At 68.1% G+C, this 13607-nt stretch carries 16 protein-coding genes and 1 pseudogene; 13 read left to right on the forward strand and 4 right to left on the reverse strand.

What is annotated here, in order from left to right:
• The first annotated feature begins 257 nt into the window (after window positions 1-257).
• The gene (locus LDL21_RS10720; protein ID WP_225279860.1) at window positions 258-1241 is read left to right on the forward strand and encodes a coiled-coil domain-containing protein; all 984 of its coding nucleotides are present in this window, start codon (window positions 258-260) and stop codon (window positions 1239-1241) included.
• An 11-nt stretch (window positions 1242-1252) separates the two neighbouring features.
• Window positions 1253-1438 carry a hypothetical protein gene (locus LDL21_RS10725; protein WP_067489870.1) on the forward strand — a complete coding sequence of 62 codons (186 nt, stop codon included), beginning with the start codon at window positions 1253-1255 and terminating at the stop codon, window positions 1436-1438.
• Window positions 1439-1461: 23 nt separating this feature from the next.
• On the opposite strand, the gene LDL21_RS30150 is transcribed toward LDL21_RS10725, so the two are convergent.
• Window positions 1462-2514, reverse strand: coding sequence for an N-acetylmuramoyl-L-alanine amidase (locus LDL21_RS30150; protein WP_372462172.1), 1053 nt, complete (start codon window positions 2512-2514; stop codon window positions 1462-1464).
• 3 nt (window positions 2515-2517) lie between these two features.
• Window positions 2518-3186 (reverse strand): annotated as a pseudogene (locus LDL21_RS30155) (DUF1906 domain-containing protein); the annotation flags it as partial.
• Window positions 3187-3419: 233 nt separating this feature from the next.
• Here LDL21_RS30155 and LDL21_RS10735 point away from each other — a divergent pair.
• The 7 genes from LDL21_RS10735 to LDL21_RS10765 all read left to right on the forward strand — a co-directional run bounded on the left by LDL21_RS10735 (window position 3420) and on the right by LDL21_RS10765 (window position 9773).
• Window positions 3420-4175 (forward strand): prolipoprotein diacylglyceryl transferase, encoded by a 756-nt coding sequence (locus LDL21_RS10735; protein WP_225279862.1) that lies wholly within the window; start codon window positions 3420-3422, stop codon window positions 4173-4175.
• The gene (locus tag LDL21_RS10740) at window positions 4172-4552 is read left to right on the forward strand and encodes a hypothetical protein (protein WP_181697219.1); all 381 of its coding nucleotides are present in this window, start codon (window positions 4172-4174) and stop codon (window positions 4550-4552) included. Before LDL21_RS10735 ends, LDL21_RS10740 begins: the two co-directional genes overlap by 4 nt.
• Window positions 4553-4557: 5 nt before the next feature.
• The gene (locus tag LDL21_RS10745; protein WP_225280337.1) at window positions 4558-6099 is read left to right on the forward strand and encodes a radical SAM protein; all 1542 of its coding nucleotides are present in this window, start codon (window positions 4558-4560) and stop codon (window positions 6097-6099) included.
• Window positions 6096-6371 carry a hypothetical protein gene (locus LDL21_RS10750; RefSeq protein WP_225279863.1) on the forward strand — a complete coding sequence of 92 codons (276 nt, stop codon included), beginning with the start codon at window positions 6096-6098 and terminating at the stop codon, window positions 6369-6371. Before LDL21_RS10745 ends, LDL21_RS10750 begins: the two co-directional genes overlap by 4 nt.
• Before the next feature lie 70 nt (window positions 6372-6441).
• Window positions 6442-7884, forward strand: a complete 1443-nt coding sequence (locus LDL21_RS10755; protein WP_225279864.1) for a S8 family serine peptidase — start codon at window positions 6442-6444, stop codon at window positions 7882-7884.
• An 8-nt stretch (window positions 7885-7892) separates the two neighbouring features.
• Window positions 7893-8537, forward strand: coding sequence for a maltokinase N-terminal cap-like domain-containing protein (locus LDL21_RS10760; RefSeq protein ID WP_225279865.1), 645 nt, complete (start codon window positions 7893-7895; stop codon window positions 8535-8537).
• Window positions 8538-8567: 30 nt separating this feature from the next.
• Entirely contained in the window at window positions 8568-9773 is a 1206-nt protein-coding gene (locus LDL21_RS10765; protein ID WP_225279866.1) for a GNAT family N-acetyltransferase, read from the forward strand.
• Window positions 9774-9777: 4 nt separating this feature from the next.
• Here the strand turns inward: LDL21_RS10765 and LDL21_RS10770 are convergent, their stop codons facing one another.
• Both LDL21_RS10770 and LDL21_RS10775 read right to left on the reverse strand, forming a co-directional pair.
• Complete coding sequence (locus tag LDL21_RS10770; protein ID WP_225279867.1) at window positions 9778-10266, reverse strand: DUF6640 family protein; 489 nt, start codon at window positions 10264-10266, stop codon at window positions 9778-9780.
• Complete coding sequence (locus tag LDL21_RS10775) at window positions 10263-10856, reverse strand: TetR/AcrR family transcriptional regulator (RefSeq protein WP_181697224.1); 594 nt, start codon at window positions 10854-10856, stop codon at window positions 10263-10265. The genes LDL21_RS10770 and LDL21_RS10775 overlap by 4 nt, the downstream gene beginning before the upstream one ends.
• Window positions 10857-11048: 192 nt before the next feature.
• Between LDL21_RS10775 and LDL21_RS10780 the strand changes: the two genes are divergently transcribed.
• The 4 genes from LDL21_RS10780 to LDL21_RS10795 all read left to right on the forward strand — a co-directional run bounded on the left by LDL21_RS10780 (window position 11049) and on the right by LDL21_RS10795 (window position 13572).
• Window positions 11049-11681, forward strand: a complete 633-nt coding sequence (locus tag LDL21_RS10780; RefSeq protein ID WP_225279868.1) for a TetR/AcrR family transcriptional regulator — start codon at window positions 11049-11051, stop codon at window positions 11679-11681.
• 11 nt (window positions 11682-11692) lie between these two features.
• Window positions 11693-12340, forward strand: coding sequence for an enoyl-CoA hydratase-related protein (locus tag LDL21_RS10785; protein WP_225279869.1), 648 nt, complete (start codon window positions 11693-11695; stop codon window positions 12338-12340).
• A gap of 14 nt (window positions 12341-12354) precedes the next feature.
• Window positions 12355-12843 (forward strand): hotdog fold domain-containing protein, encoded by a 489-nt coding sequence (locus LDL21_RS10790; protein ID WP_225279870.1) that lies wholly within the window; start codon window positions 12355-12357, stop codon window positions 12841-12843.
• A 135-nt stretch (window positions 12844-12978) separates the two neighbouring features.
• Window positions 12979-13572 (forward strand): DUF308 domain-containing protein, encoded by a 594-nt coding sequence (locus LDL21_RS10795; RefSeq protein WP_181697228.1) that lies wholly within the window; start codon window positions 12979-12981, stop codon window positions 13570-13572.
• Window positions 13573-13607 lie beyond the last annotated feature (35 nt).

Raw genomic sequence — 13607 nt, forward strand, 5'->3', positions numbered from 1 at the left:
GCCAGGAGAACGGAGTCTTCCCGGGACGACACGGTTTCCGTTTCGTGCAATACGTAACTAAACAACGAAACAAACGCTACGATTCTCTCGTGTCGAGCGTCTGCAACTACCCAGGATGTGCCCGTCCCATCACCCGCAACGGTGGCCCCGGCCGACCGTCGGAATACTGCGACCACCCCGACCACACCCGGTGGCGTGCGTGGCGGGAAAGGCAACGACAGCAACAAGAGTCGATGGGTGGGGGAGAAACCGTCACTGTGACGGCTGTGCAGGGGCCGGTGACCGTCGCGCGGTTGCGGGCCGACGAGTTGCTCGGACAGTTCCGTGGGTTGACCGAGCAACTGGGAACCACGCTGAACGCCGCGGTTGCGGAACTGGCGACGATCGGCGATCCGTCGGTCGCCGAGGCGCAGGTCCAGGCAGTGCAGGCGGATGCCGCGCAGCGGATTGCCGAGGCGGACGTGAAAGTGGTTGCCGCCGAACAGGCGCGGCGGGAGGCGGAGGAAGCGCGGGCGTCCGCGGAATCGGCCGCCGAGGACGCGGCAAGTGTGGCCGAGCAAGCCGAGCAGCTCATCACCGCCGCGCAGACCGCTCGCGACGAAGCGCTGGCCGAGCTGGAGCGTCTCACCAAGCAGGCCGCCGACGACGTGTTCGCCGCCCGCAGCGCCGCCGAAGCACAGGTGCGTCAGGCCGAACGCGAGGCTGCCGAAAGAATCGAACGCATCCGCGAAGAAGCTGCCGAGGAGGTGGCGCGCGCCGAGCAACGCGCCGACACCGAGATCACTCAGGTGCGCCGCGACGCCGAAGCCCGGATCAACGCCGCCCATGCCGAACGCGATCTCGCCGTGCAGCGGGCCGCCGATGCCGACCGGGCGACCCAGCGGGCCGAACTCGCCGCCGCCGAACGGGTCGAAGCCGCCAACGAGGCCCGTGAGGAGTGGCGTCGAGCCCGCGCGGAATTGGAGACGACCCGTACCGAACTCGACCGCACCCGAAGCGAATTGGCGGAGCTGCGACGCACCACCGCCACCGAGGCCGAGGCCCGCCGCGTCGAATCCGAAGCGGCACTCGAGCGGGTCAGAGCCGAAACCGCCGAACGCCTCGCCGCCCTCGACGCCGCCCGCGCGCAAACCCTGGCCCGCGCCGAACGCGCCGAACGCCAACTCGACGAACTCCTCGCCGCCACCCGGTCCACGGATACGGCCGGGGTATCGGCAGCGGCGATCAGCACACTCGACTAGCGTCAGCGCACATGACCGAGCAGCCCGGACCCTTGGAGACGACCCGCGAATTCGCGGCCGTCGACCTCGCCGACATGTTGAACGACGACGACACCTACACCGGACCGTCGTCCCGCACCAGAATCATCGCGATCGTGGTGGTCGCGGCCCTACTGCTCGGCGCCGCGGCCACCACCCTCGCGCTACTTCTGGCCTGACCCCGCCGACACCTCGGCCCGCGCTACGCGGGCCGGTCCAGCGGCGTGTCCGGATCCCCCGAGTGCCGCAGCGCGATGATCTGCTGCGGCGCCCAATAGATGCGCCCGAACTCGAACTCCTGATACCGGCCGTCGTCGTGGGTGACCTCGTCGGACGCCGGCCAGCCGAGTTCACCGTTCTCGAAACCCGATGCCCGCCAGCGTTCACCGATCGCGCCGTGCACCCGGTAGGCGGGCTGCCCGGCGCGCCGGTAGATCGCGCCGCCCTGAAATGCCTGTGCCACAGCGGGTCCCGTGCCACGCGGATCGGGCAACTGAGCGTGTTCGGCGATCGGGTAACCGAGCACCCCGGCCTCCCAGCCTGATTCGGCGTATCTGGTCATGATCGCGGTCGGGATGGCGAAGGCGCCGGTGGACGGGTGCCAGTACACGTAGCCGTGTTCGAACTCCGCGAAGCGGCCGAGCCCGTCCGGTGTGGCGATCTCGCCGTCCGTGCGCCGGGCACCCAGCCACGGCGAGGCCGCCGCTCGATCATCGATGGCATTGGGGCGCGCCCCCGCGAAACCCGCCACGTGCGAGGCGAAGACGTCCCACGGAAAGTTCGGCCCCACATCGGTGTGCGAGCCGATGCCGAGGGCCCTCGTCACATAGTTGTGGTCGCTGATGCCCTCGGCCACGTGATACGGCGGCGCGATCACCTGAGTGGAGTACCCGTGGCGGTGGGCGCTGTGAACGGCGAGGTAGGCCGCGATCCGCAGGTCACCGTCGATGGCCAGCCACTGCTCGCGCGACCAGGCGACGCGGCTCCCCGCGAAACACAGATTCACCGTGAACGGATTGGCCGACAACACCGACCACGCGGCCAGCTCCTCGGGCACCACCCGCGCCACCACACCGTCGCGCAGCGTGTAGTGGTACGACACCCCGTTGGACGGGTTGTTGAGATAGGCGGCAAGGGATTCGGCGGTGCCGTTGCCTTCCTGGGTGTGCAACAGGAAGTTGGTGATGCGTGCGCCGTCGCGCGGTGAGTGCGACGGGCCGAGGCGGTCGAGCTCGGTGAACTGCGGAATCGTCACGGAACGGTCCTTACTCCACTGGCCGAAATCGGGGGCGAGAATGTCGTTGACGTCGACGTGGGTGCCGTCGATGAGCGGCCCGGGATTGCTCGGGGTGTCGATCACCCGCTGGTACAGCACCGCGCGTGGTTCGCGTTCGGTTCCCGACCACGCCCGCGTCTGCCAGGCCCAGCTGAATTCGCCGCGGGTGCCGATCACCCCGTCCTCGACGGCCCACGCGCACACCCGCGAGTGCCCGTAGATTCCGGTCCACGCCACGCCGAGCACCGCGTTGACCCCGCGGAAGAATTCGACGGCGGTGTTGTTCCACTGCGCCAGCGAGATGTCCTCGTCGACGGCGAAGAAGATCGGTGCCTCGCGTGGTGCACCGAGACTCAGATGGGTGGCAAGGGCCTGTTCGGCCATGCGCCTGCCACCGTCGAACCCGGTGGTCCAGTCCGAGGGGGTCGGGTCACCCGGTTTGCCGTACTGCCAGATCGACACGATGTCGAGTCCCGCCGCCGCGAGGGCCCGGGCGTAGTCGGCGGTGATCGGTTTGGCCCCGAAATTCGCACCGGGTCTGCTCGGCGACACGTAGGCGAGCACAGCCGAATGACCTGCTTCGGCGATGGCCGCCGGGTTGATGAGCCGCGCCGCGAAATCGACAGCGGTAGACATGATGACCCCCTGCATGACTGCGTATCCGATGGAATTCCGGGAAATGGTGGAACTACCGAGATGATTCACGCTTGTACCGACAACCGGCACGGGGTGACCGAGGAACTCACCCTGGAATGATTCTAATCGAAACACTCACTGCGGCATCCTCATTCACCGATGCCGGGGGAGTACCCAGATCCGGGTCCGATTAGACGCGCGTAGTTTCACTCATCCACGCTGCGCTACCGGACGGCTAACCTTTCGCCATGGTGCCAGAGCTGTACTGGGGGATCCCGACGCACGGGTTCTTCGTCGCGCTCGGCGTCGCTGTCGCGGCCGTGGTTTTCGTCGCCGAATGCCGACGCCGTGACGCGCTGCGCGAGGAATCACTGGTGGCGGTGACCGGTGCGCTCGTCGGTGGGGCGATCGGCATGCGGTTGTCGAGTCTGGCCGAAACGCTCGATCCGCTCGAGAGCTGGCTCTTCGGTGCGCGCAGTGTGCTCGGTGGCCTGCTCGGCGCCTATGTGGGTGTGCTCGTCGCCAAACGGATCATCGGCTACCGCGAACGCACCGGAGACCTGTTCGCCCCCGCTGTGGCGCTCGGGATGGCTGTCGGGCGTGTGGGCTGCCTGCTCACCGAGGCACCCGGTCGCCCGACCCGATTGCCGTGGGGCATCCACGCTCCGGGCACCGTGCCGCAATGTCCCGGCTGCGCGGCCGGCGTGGCGATGCATCCGAGCTTCGTCTACGAAATCCTGTTCCAGCTCACCGCGTTCGTGACGCTGTGGTGGCTACGTGACCGCATCACCACGCCCGGTGAGCTGTTCACGCTCTATGTGGGCGCGTATGCCGTCTTCCGGTTCCTCGTCGAGTTCACCCGCGCCAACGATACGGTGTGGCTGGATCTGACTCGCCCGCAATGGTTTCTGCTCCCTGGTCTCGTCCTGGTCGCGGTGCGTCTGAGCATCGGCTGTCGGCGCGGGTACTACGAGGGCGTTCTCCGACGAAAGGTCGCGGTATGAACTATCCGCCCGCACCACCACCGCCACCGCCCGGGGCGAATCCGCCGGGACAGGGTGGCCAGGTCGCCGCGATGGCGGCCGCCGGTGCGCTGTCGTTCATCGGTGTCAACGCCATGGCGGGCTTCGTCGTGCTGATGCTGGCCGCCTCGACCGCCGACGCCACCGCCGCCCGCGTGCTGTTCGGCCTCGCCGCCCTGGTGAGTGCCGGGGCGGCGTTCGGCGGCGGGTGGGCGCTGATCCGATTGCGTAAGCCCGTGTGGAAAGGCTTCGGGCTCGGCTTGATGATCGGCTGGGCGTTGACGACAGTGTGCACCGCCGGGTTCTGCACCGCGGTCAATCCCTACCTGTACACCGACACGTTCGGGATGGCGCCGTGACCGGGATGCCGCTGCGCGGCGACCGCATCCTGCGCTACGTCACCGCGTTCTGCCCGCACTGCCACGACGACCGTCCGCTGGCGGAGGTCGCACGGTTGTCGGGGTGGTTGGCCGAGCGCGACGGCCAGGTGTGGCTCGAACGCGGTTGCCCGCGTCACGGCATGGTGCGCACTCTCTACGACGAAGATCCCGAGATCCTGGCCTATCTCGAGGAGTGGACCGCACCGACCAAGGCCCACCGTCCCGATGTGCCGGGCAATTTCGACCCGGTGCCCGCGGCGTATCTGCGCGGTCTGCCCGAGATGCAGACCCAGCACACCTGCATCCTGCTCGAGGACATCATCGACAGCTGCAACCTGCGCTGCCCGACCTGTTTCGCCGATTCGTCGCCGGAACTGCGCGGAGTCGTCGCGGTCGAGGATGTCCTCGCCAATGTCGACCAGCGGTTGGCCAGGGAAGACGGGCGCCTGGACGTCCTGATGCTCAGCGGCGGCGAACCCACCCTGCATCCCGAGCTGCCCCGGTTGTTCGCCGAGCTGACCGCCCGGCCGATCACCCGGATCCTGCTCAATACCAACGGTGTTCGCCTGGCCGTGGACGACGAGCTGCTCGCCCTGGTCGGTGCGCATCGCGACCGGGTCGAGGTGTACTTGCAGTACGACGGCGAATCGGCGCAGGCCTCACGTCATCATCGCGGTGGTGATCTGCGGCTGCGTAAACAGCAGGCACTGGACCGCCTTTCGGAAGCAGGTGTGTTCACGACCCTGGTGATGACTGTGGCGCTCGACGTGAACGACGACGAGATCGGTGCGGTGCTGCGTACGGCGATGGACACCCCGTTCGTCGGTGGCGTGTCGATCCAGCCCCAATTCGGTTCCGGCCGTTCCGGAGACATCGACCCGCTGCGCCGCCTAACCCATACCGGTGTGTTGCGCAGGCTCGGTCCGCAAACCGGCGGTCAGGTCACCTGGCGCGACCTCACCGCCCTGCCGTGTTCGCATCCGCACTGCTGCTCGGTCGGCTACCTGCTGCGCGACGACGCCGGACAGTGGCGCTCGCTGGTGTCGCTGATCGGCCACGACAGGTTGAAGTCGCAACTGGGACTGGTGTCGAACCGCATCGCCGATACGGATCTGCCCGCCGAGCTGCGGGTAGCGGTGCGTGAGTCGCTGCTCGGGCTGTTGTCGGAGCAGTCGTCGCTGTCGCATCCGGAGATCGGGAAGGTGTGGGAGAACATCTGTCAGCACTGCGACCTGGGGATGTCGACGTTGCTGACGCTGGCGTCCTCGGCGCTGCCCGGTCGGCGCGCACGGCTGCGGAAGCTGTTGGGGGAGCGAGTCGTGCGGGTGACGGTGAAACCGTTCATGGACATCTCGACGATGATCGAGGAACGGCTCACCCAGTGCTGTGTGCACGTCGGCACCCGTTCCGAGGCCGACCAGTGCGCCCCGTTCTGCGCGGTGCAGGCATGGCCTGCGCTGTCCCGGCAGCGGTTGCCGGTGGCGGCCCCGGCCGGGCGCAAACTGCTGCCGATGGAGGTGCGGTGAGCTCGCAGCGTGGCGTCTACTACGACGAGGCGGTGCGCGCGCGTCCACCGCACGACCCGCTGACCCTGTGTGTGGTGGCGACCGCCGCACTGCTCACCTGGTTGTTCGGTCCCTGGGCGGTCGCCGCGTTCGGTGCGCTGGCGTTCGCCGGTTACTGGCGGGCATGGCGGGCCGGACTGCGGCGCAGCCGGTGCTGGTTGCGCGATACCCGCCTGGTGCTGCTGTATGTGGGTGCGATCGCGGTGGCCGGAGCGGTGGCCGTGGTCATGTGATCGGCGTGTCGCGAAAGTTGATGCGGCACAACGGTGGCGGTGTGCGCGCACGCCCTGTTCACTGGTAGCCATGGCCTCCACCCGATCCAGTAGGCAGCGGAACTCGGGGACACCCGCGCCCGCCGTGTCGCCTGCGGAACTGATCGTCGTCACCACCCCGACCGGGCCCGATCTGACACCGGCCGCTCTGCGTGAGACCAGTGCGGTACGCGGTCACGTCGACGGCCTGCTGCCCGGCGACGCGCATCTGGTGCCGATCTTCGGGCCGGGCAACCGGCTCGCGGGCAAACTCGCCGATACACCGCAGGCCGCGCAGGCCGGTTCCTACCTCGGCTATCACCGGGTCGTCGGTGCGGTCGGGGATTTGACCGAGGTGGCCGACCGGTTGCGCGCCGAAGACACCGTCACCGCGGCGTACGTCAAACCCGCCGCCGAACCGCCGCTCGCACCCGGCGCAACCGTTGCCCGCGCCACGGAGGCACCATCGGTGACTCCGGACTTCCGCAGCAGGCAGGCGTACCTGGACGCGGCGCCGAACGGGATCGACGCGACCTGGGCGCATACCCGCCCCGGTGGTCTCGGCACCGGCGTGCGGGTCATCGACATCGAGGGCGCGTGGCGATTCACCCACGAGGATCTGCGCCACAACCAGGGCGGGATCATCGGCGGAACGGCGTCGACGGACCGGGGTTGGCGCGACCACGGCACGGCGGTGGCAGGCGAGATCAGCGGCGATCTGAATCCGTTCGGCATCACCGGTATCGCGCCCGAGGCGCACATCCGGGCGATCTCGATCTTCGGGATCGGTTCGGCGACGGCCATCCGTTCCGCCGCCGACGCACTCGACCCCGGTGACGTGCTGCTCATCGAACTGCACCGGCCAGGACCCCGATTCGACTACCGGGCAACCCCCGATCAGCGCGGCTACATCGCCGTCGAGTGGTGGCCCGACGATTTCGCCGCCGTTCACTACGCGGTCGGGCGCGGCGTGATCGTGGTGGAAGCGGCGGGCAACGGTGCGGAGGACCTGGACGCGCCGATCTACGACACCCGACCGGCCGACTTTCCCACCGATTGGCGAAACCCGTTCCGTAACAACGATTCCGGCGCGATCATCGTCGGTGCCGGCGCACCACCGCCCGGACTGCACGGCCGCGACCACGGCCCGGCGCGCTCCCGCCTGGGCTTCTCCAACTACGGCGCCCGCCTCGACGTGCAGGGCTGGGGGCGTGAGGTGACCACCACCGGCTACGGGGACCTGCAGGGCGGGGACGACGAAGACCTCTGGTACACCGACGAGTTCAGCGGCACCTCGAGCGCGTCACCGATCGTCGTCGGCGCGATCGCCGCCTATCAGGGCATCCGGTCCGCAGGCCCCGGCCGCGCCACCCCGGAATCTGTTCGCACCCTGCTGCGCACGACCGGCTCACCCCAGGCCGCGGCCCCCGGCCGTCCTGTCACCCAGCGCATCGGCTCGCTGCCGGACCTGCGCGCGATGACGGCTCGGATGTAGCCTGCGATATGGCGATCGTTCACCAGACCACCCTGACCCCGAGCAAGCTCGAGCTGCTCGAAGCATGGTTGCCGACACGACGGTGGTATCGCGGCACCACCCCGCGCCTGAGCAAGGCGGGCGGTTTCCGGCTCGACGATCCCGACGGCGTGGTCGGCATCGAATTCCTGCTCCTGATCGACGACTCGGCCACCGGCCCGCAGCTCTACCATGTCCCGCTGACGTACCGAGGTGCGCCACTGCACGGCGCCGACGAAGCCTTGGTCGGCACCATGGAACACGGTGTCCTCGGGCGGCGATGGGCTTACGACGCCACCCGGGATCCGGTGGCGGTGAACGCCGTCGTCGACCTCCTCGCCGGTCGGGCGACCGCTCAGGCCCAGAACTACAGCGATACCGTCGACTCCGCGGTGCAGGTGCGTCGGGTCGACTTGCCGGACAACTCGGTACAGCCGATCGACACCGACACCCACACCGACCTGCCGGTGTCTTCTGACCTGACGCTACGCATCCATCGCCTCCCCGTTGACCCGCTGCCCGATGCGGTGGGTGCGGTCGCCGCACCGTATGTGCTTGCGGGAGTGCGTCGCTCGGTGGTGGAAGTTGTCAGCGTGCGGACGCGCGCAACGGCGCCGGAGGAAAATCAGGTGTGATCGGCGGCCCGGCGTGGGAGGGTGCGGTGCATGACTTCGGTGCAGACGATTCGGGTACGGGAAGCTACTCGCGCGGACGCGGAGGCGATCGTGCTGTTGCAGGAGACCGGGTTCGGGATGCGGTACGAGGAGGCCGAGCTCGAGCACAAGCTGCGGATCTTCCCGGCGGAAAGGTCGTTGGTGGCGGTCGACGGCGATCGGATCGTCGGGCACACGGTCGACATCACCATGAGCGTCACGGTGCCGGGGGAGCGCAGCGTGCGGGCTTGCGGCGTGTCGGGCGTGGCGGTGGCGCCGACGCATCGGCGGCGCGGCATCCTGCGCGCCCTGTATGCGGCGCAACACGAACGCACCGAGGCGGACGGGCTGCCGCTGACGATCTTCACGGCCAGTGAAGGCTCGATCTACGGCCGGTTCGGGTACGAGACGGCGATTTTCGACAACACGGTGGTCGTGGATCGGCGCAAGGCGGAGTTCCGCCCCGGCACACCGGATCCCGGTGGCGTCGTGCTCAGCACCCTCGCCGAGGCCGCCGACCACATCCGTGCCGTCTACGACCGATGGCAAGCCCGCACACCCGGTGCCCAGCGGCGTCCCGACGCGAAATGGGACCTCGTCTTCACCGATCCGCAACGCCATCGCGGGAACGCCACTTCCCTGTTCGTGCTGCTCCACGCCGATGGCTACGTCCTGTATCGCCGCCGCTACGACGACGGCAAATCGGCCGTCGTCGTCGCCGAATGGCGCGCCGTCACTACGGAGGCCCACATCGCACTGTGGCGGGTCCTGCTCGGCATGGATCTCGTCGACACCGTCGAAGCCAACGTCGCCGACGACGACCCGCTGCCCTATTTCTTGACGAACCCGCGCGCCGTCCAGCTGACCAGCCGTGGCGATTCCCTGTGGGCCCGCCTCATGGATATCCCCGCGGCCCTCACCGCGCGCACCTACCGCCACGACCTCGACACGGTCATCGCGGTCCACGATCCTTTCCGCGACGCGGGCGGCACCTTCGCCCTGCACATCCGCGACGGTCACGCCGAATGCGCCCCGACCACGCGCCGCCCCGTCCTGACGTGCGACATCAACGTTCTCGCCGGCCTCTACTTCGGCGCCCACCGAGCCACCGCCTATGCCATCGCCCATCGCCTACACTCCGAAAACCTCTCCGCCCTAGCCGCTTTCACCGAAGCCTTCACGACACCGCGCGCGCCCGAACTGGGCTGGTTCTTCTGAACCCTCACGCCCCGAATCCGCCTCGATCGGAGTCAGCGCGCCTCGGTTCCGCTGCCGCGCCCGGTCGTTGCCTGGCGGCGAGCGCAACGGCAGCAAGCAGGAGGGCCAGCAGGATCAGCGACAGGAGTATCTGGGGGTGCAGGCCGAGTGCCGACGGATTGTCGAACTCAGGGTCCTGGATGGCCGTGCCGGGGAAGAGCAGTGCGCCGAGGAGCGCGAGCCACGGAACGGCGAGGACCGCGCAGGCCCAGCCGAGCGTGGGAAATCGGTCGCCGCCCCGTCGCATCAGCAGAACCAGTGCGATGACGCCGAGCAACAGCGACATGACGATGTATTGGGCATCGTGGAACTTCGCGTGTGGGGGCCAGGCGTCGTTTCGCAGGTGTTGTGCCGCGCCGGCCGGGATCAGGAAATCAGCGAGTAGCGCCCCGAATATCGTGGCGAGCGCGACGACTCCGGCGAGCAGGCGGGCGGCGTTTCCGAGCGGGATCATGAGTGTCCTTGCAGGCGTGGGCTTTGGGGCTGGTGAGAGCGCAGGAATTCGTCGACGACACGACGCACGTAATCGAGATCGAACGTTCGATGGGCTACGAGCCGACGGAAGAACAACGGGCCGTGCAATTGATCGACGGCGAGGTCGATGTCCAGTCCCGCCGGTAGTTCGGCGCGAGCGATGGCATCGGCCAGGATCGCGCGAACCGCTCCGGTTCCGGACCGGTACAGCCTCACCTTGACCTCCGCGAAACGCGGGTCCACTCCGGCTCTTTCGATGATGACGCGCATGGCCTGTTCCATCACCGGTTCGTGGAGCATCGCGCGCGTCACGGAAAGCACGGCGAGCAGATCTGCGCGTAGGTCGCCGGTCGGTTCGGGCCGCACCGCCGCGATATGCCCGGCAACCGCATCGCGGACGAGATCGGCCGGTTCGGGCCAGTGCCGGTACAGCGTGGCGCGGCTGACTCCGCTGTGGGCCGCGACCGCGCCGTGAGTGAGCCCCGCCAGGCCCTGTTCCACCAGCAGTTCGCGCGCTGACGCGAGGGCGGAACTGCGGCTGCGCTCGACGCGCGGATCGGGTGGTCTCATTCGTCTCCGTTTTTCGATACAAGCTGTTTCACAACTATGAAACAAAATGTATCAGAACGACGCCGAGGCGTCGATAGTGGCCATATCGGAGTGATCGCTCTCTATCCGCCCCCTTGTCTTTGTCACGTAAGGAGCTTTGGGGCCACTGCCTTGTGGATTGTTACAGAGCGCATGCTCTGTTAATCTCGGTTCATGCCGCGCCCCCGGATACACGATCTCGATCACCTGCTCGATGCCGCCGAAGCAATGGCCGTCGACTCCGGTCCCACTGCTGTCACTGTGCGGGCACTGTCGGAGGCGACCGGCGTGTCGAACGGGGCGATCTATCACGCCTTCGGGTCGCGCGCCGGACTGCTGGGCCGCACCTGGCTGCGCGCCGCGCAACGGTTCCTCGAGCTGCAACGTCGAGCTGTCGACCGGGCGTTGGCGACCAGTTCCGCGCCGGAACATGCGATCGAAGCGGTGGTTGCGGCCGCCGATACACCGGCTGAATTCCTGCTCGAGCACCCGGTGTCGGGGCGTTTCCTGCTGACCGTGTCCAGGCAGGAACTGCTCGGATCGAGCGAGATCCCCGGCGACATCGCCGAAGAACTGCAACGGCTCGACGACCTGCTCACCGGACTGCTGGTCGACTTGGCGCGCGGCGTCTACGGGCGAGGTGATCGGGAAGCGGTGACCGTTGTCCGCGATTGCGTGGTCGAACTGCCGACCGCCCTGCTGCTGCGTGGCCGTCGTGAACCCGAAACCGCAGTGCGCCAACGGCTTGCCGCCGCCGTCCGCGCCGTTCTCGCCCTGCCCCTTGACGATTCCACCCCCAAGAAATGAGAGGCAACACCATGACCGCGACAGTGCATTACGAGGACAAGATCGCCGTGCTCACCCTCGGTGACAACGAAAACCGGTTCTCCCCGGACTGGATCGACAGCGTGAACGCCCAGCTCGACACCATCGAGCAGGAAGCGCAGGGCCTGATCACCGTCGGCAGCGGCAAGTTCTACTCCAACGGGCTCGACCTGGAATGGCTGATGGCCAACGGCGACCGAGGCGAATGGTACGTCGGCCGAGTTCAGGAACTGTTCGCCCGCATCCTCACGTTCCCGCTGCCGACCGTCGCCGCCGTCAACGGCCATGCCTTCGGCGCGGGCGCCATGGTGGCCATCGCCCACGACTTCCGGATCATGCGTGCGGACCGCGGCTACTACTGCTTCCCCGAGGTCGACATCAACATCCCCTTCACCCCCGGCATGGCCGCTCTCATCCAGGCCAAACTCGGCCCGCAGGCCGCGGTCACGGCGATGACCACCGGTCACCGCTTCTCTGGTCCGGATGCCCTCGCCGCCGGGCTCGTCGACGCCACGGCCACCGAAGCCGAGCTCGTCGCCGACTCCGCCGCCAAGCTCACCCCGATCCTCGGCAAGAATCCCGGCACTCTCGCCGCCATCAAGAACACCATGTACGCCGCCGTCACCGCGGCCCTGCGCTGAGACGAGACCGGAGGATGCCGACCATGACCACCGAGGCGGCCAGTACCAACCTCGCGCTCTGGAACACGCTGCGACGCCTGCCTTTCGGCAACTGGCTGTTCACGCAGGCGCTGTGTTTCAAAGCGCCCTACTTCCGCAGCGTGCACCCCCTGATCCAGGAGTTGCGTCCCGGACTGTGCCGGGTCACCGCACCCAACCGTCGCAGCGTCCACAACCACCTGGGCACCTACCACGCCATCGCGTCCTGCAATATGGCCGAACTCGCCGGCGGCATGATGACCGACGCGACCATTCCGGCCACCCACCGCTGGATCCCGGTCGGGATGACCGTGGAATACAAATCCAAGGCCACCACAGGCGTCACCGCCGTCGCCCACCTCGACCCGATCCCCGAATTCGGCGACGACCCCACCGAACTCGTCGTCCCGGTCGACGTCCTCGATGCCGACGCCAACGCCTTCGTCACCGCGAGGATCACCATGCACGTCTCGAGGAAGCGATAGTTCAGGACGCCGGTCCGAGGTGACGGGCGTTGTCGGTGCGCCGCGCTGGTGGATCAGTACGCACGACGCCCGTAGGCGGCGCCACGCCACGGTGGTTGAGCCGCACCGGGGCTCAACGGGCATAGGGTGGGCGGCATGTCCTTGACCGACGGGGAGGGGCAGCACAGCGGGGGGACCCGGCAGGCGATGGTGATCGCGGGCGGGGCGTCGTTCGTGCTCGGGGTGGTGACGTTGCTGTGGCCCGGGCGCGACGAATCGACGCTGGCACTGATTTTCGGGATCGCCCTGGTGATCAGCGCGCTCGTGCAAGGGTTCCTGGCACTGTGGGCGCGGATCGGGTTCCTGCTTCGGGTGCTGGTACTGGTGAGTGCCGCCCTCACGTCGGTGCTGGCCGTGCTGGCGTTCAGTGGTGGAAACATCGAACTGCTCGCGCTGTGGATCGGGCTCGGGTGGACGGTGCGGGGGATCGTGCTCGCACTCGTCGCGGTGTGGGACGACGATCGCGCCGACAGCTGGACGGCCGAGCTCTGCGGGCTCGGCACCCTCGCGATCGGCATCACGATCATCGCCATGACCTTCAAGACCGTCACCGGCCTGGCGACGATGGCAGGCGGCGGACTGATCGTGATCGGCGTGCTCGACCTGCTCGCCGCCGGTATCGTGCGGGCCACACACACCGCCACCGCGCCCGCACCGACGGTGAACACACAGGCCGTCGCCGACCGCTGACCCCGAATCCCACACCCGCAGTGCACTTTTCGCGG

It is taken from the genome of Nocardia rosealba (assembly GCF_020216065.1).
Lineage (GTDB): Bacteria > Actinomycetota > Actinomycetes > Mycobacteriales > Mycobacteriaceae > Nocardia > Nocardia rosealba.

What these genes read in the sequence shown, in the direction of transcription:
- LDL21_RS10725 (WP_067489870.1), top strand. Translation starts at nt 1,253, where the DNA reads ATGACCGAGCAGCCCGGACCCTTGGAGACGACCCGCGAATTCGCGGCC.
- LDL21_RS10735 (WP_225279862.1), top strand. Translation starts at nt 3,420, where the DNA reads ATGGTGCCAGAGCTGTACTGGGGGATCCCGACGCACGGGTTCTTCGTC.
- LDL21_RS10740 (WP_181697219.1), top strand. Translation starts at nt 4,172, where the DNA reads ATGAACTATCCGCCCGCACCACCACCGCCACCGCCCGGGGCGAATCCG.
- LDL21_RS10745 (WP_225280337.1), top strand. Translation starts at nt 4,558, where the DNA reads ATGCCGCTGCGCGGCGACCGCATCCTGCGCTACGTCACCGCGTTCTGC.
- LDL21_RS10755 (WP_225279864.1), top strand. Translation starts at nt 6,442, where the DNA reads ATGGCCTCCACCCGATCCAGTAGGCAGCGGAACTCGGGGACACCCGCG.
- LDL21_RS10760 (WP_225279865.1), top strand. Translation starts at nt 7,893, where the DNA reads ATGGCGATCGTTCACCAGACCACCCTGACCCCGAGCAAGCTCGAGCTG.
- LDL21_RS10765 (WP_225279866.1), top strand. Translation starts at nt 8,568, where the DNA reads ATGACTTCGGTGCAGACGATTCGGGTACGGGAAGCTACTCGCGCGGAC.
- LDL21_RS10770 (WP_225279867.1), bottom strand. Translation starts at nt 10,266, where the DNA reads ATGATCCCGCTCGGAAACGCCGCCCGCCTGCTCGCCGGAGTCGTCGCG.
- LDL21_RS10775 (WP_181697224.1), bottom strand. Translation starts at nt 10,856, where the DNA reads ATGAGACCACCCGATCCGCGCGTCGAGCGCAGCCGCAGTTCCGCCCTC.
- LDL21_RS10780 (WP_225279868.1), top strand. Translation starts at nt 11,049, where the DNA reads ATGCCGCGCCCCCGGATACACGATCTCGATCACCTGCTCGATGCCGCC.
- LDL21_RS10785 (WP_225279869.1), top strand. Translation starts at nt 11,693, where the DNA reads ATGACCGCGACAGTGCATTACGAGGACAAGATCGCCGTGCTCACCCTC.
- LDL21_RS10790 (WP_225279870.1), top strand. Translation starts at nt 12,355, where the DNA reads ATGCCGACCATGACCACCGAGGCGGCCAGTACCAACCTCGCGCTCTGG.
- LDL21_RS10795 (WP_181697228.1), top strand. Translation starts at nt 12,979, where the DNA reads ATGTCCTTGACCGACGGGGAGGGGCAGCACAGCGGGGGGACCCGGCAG.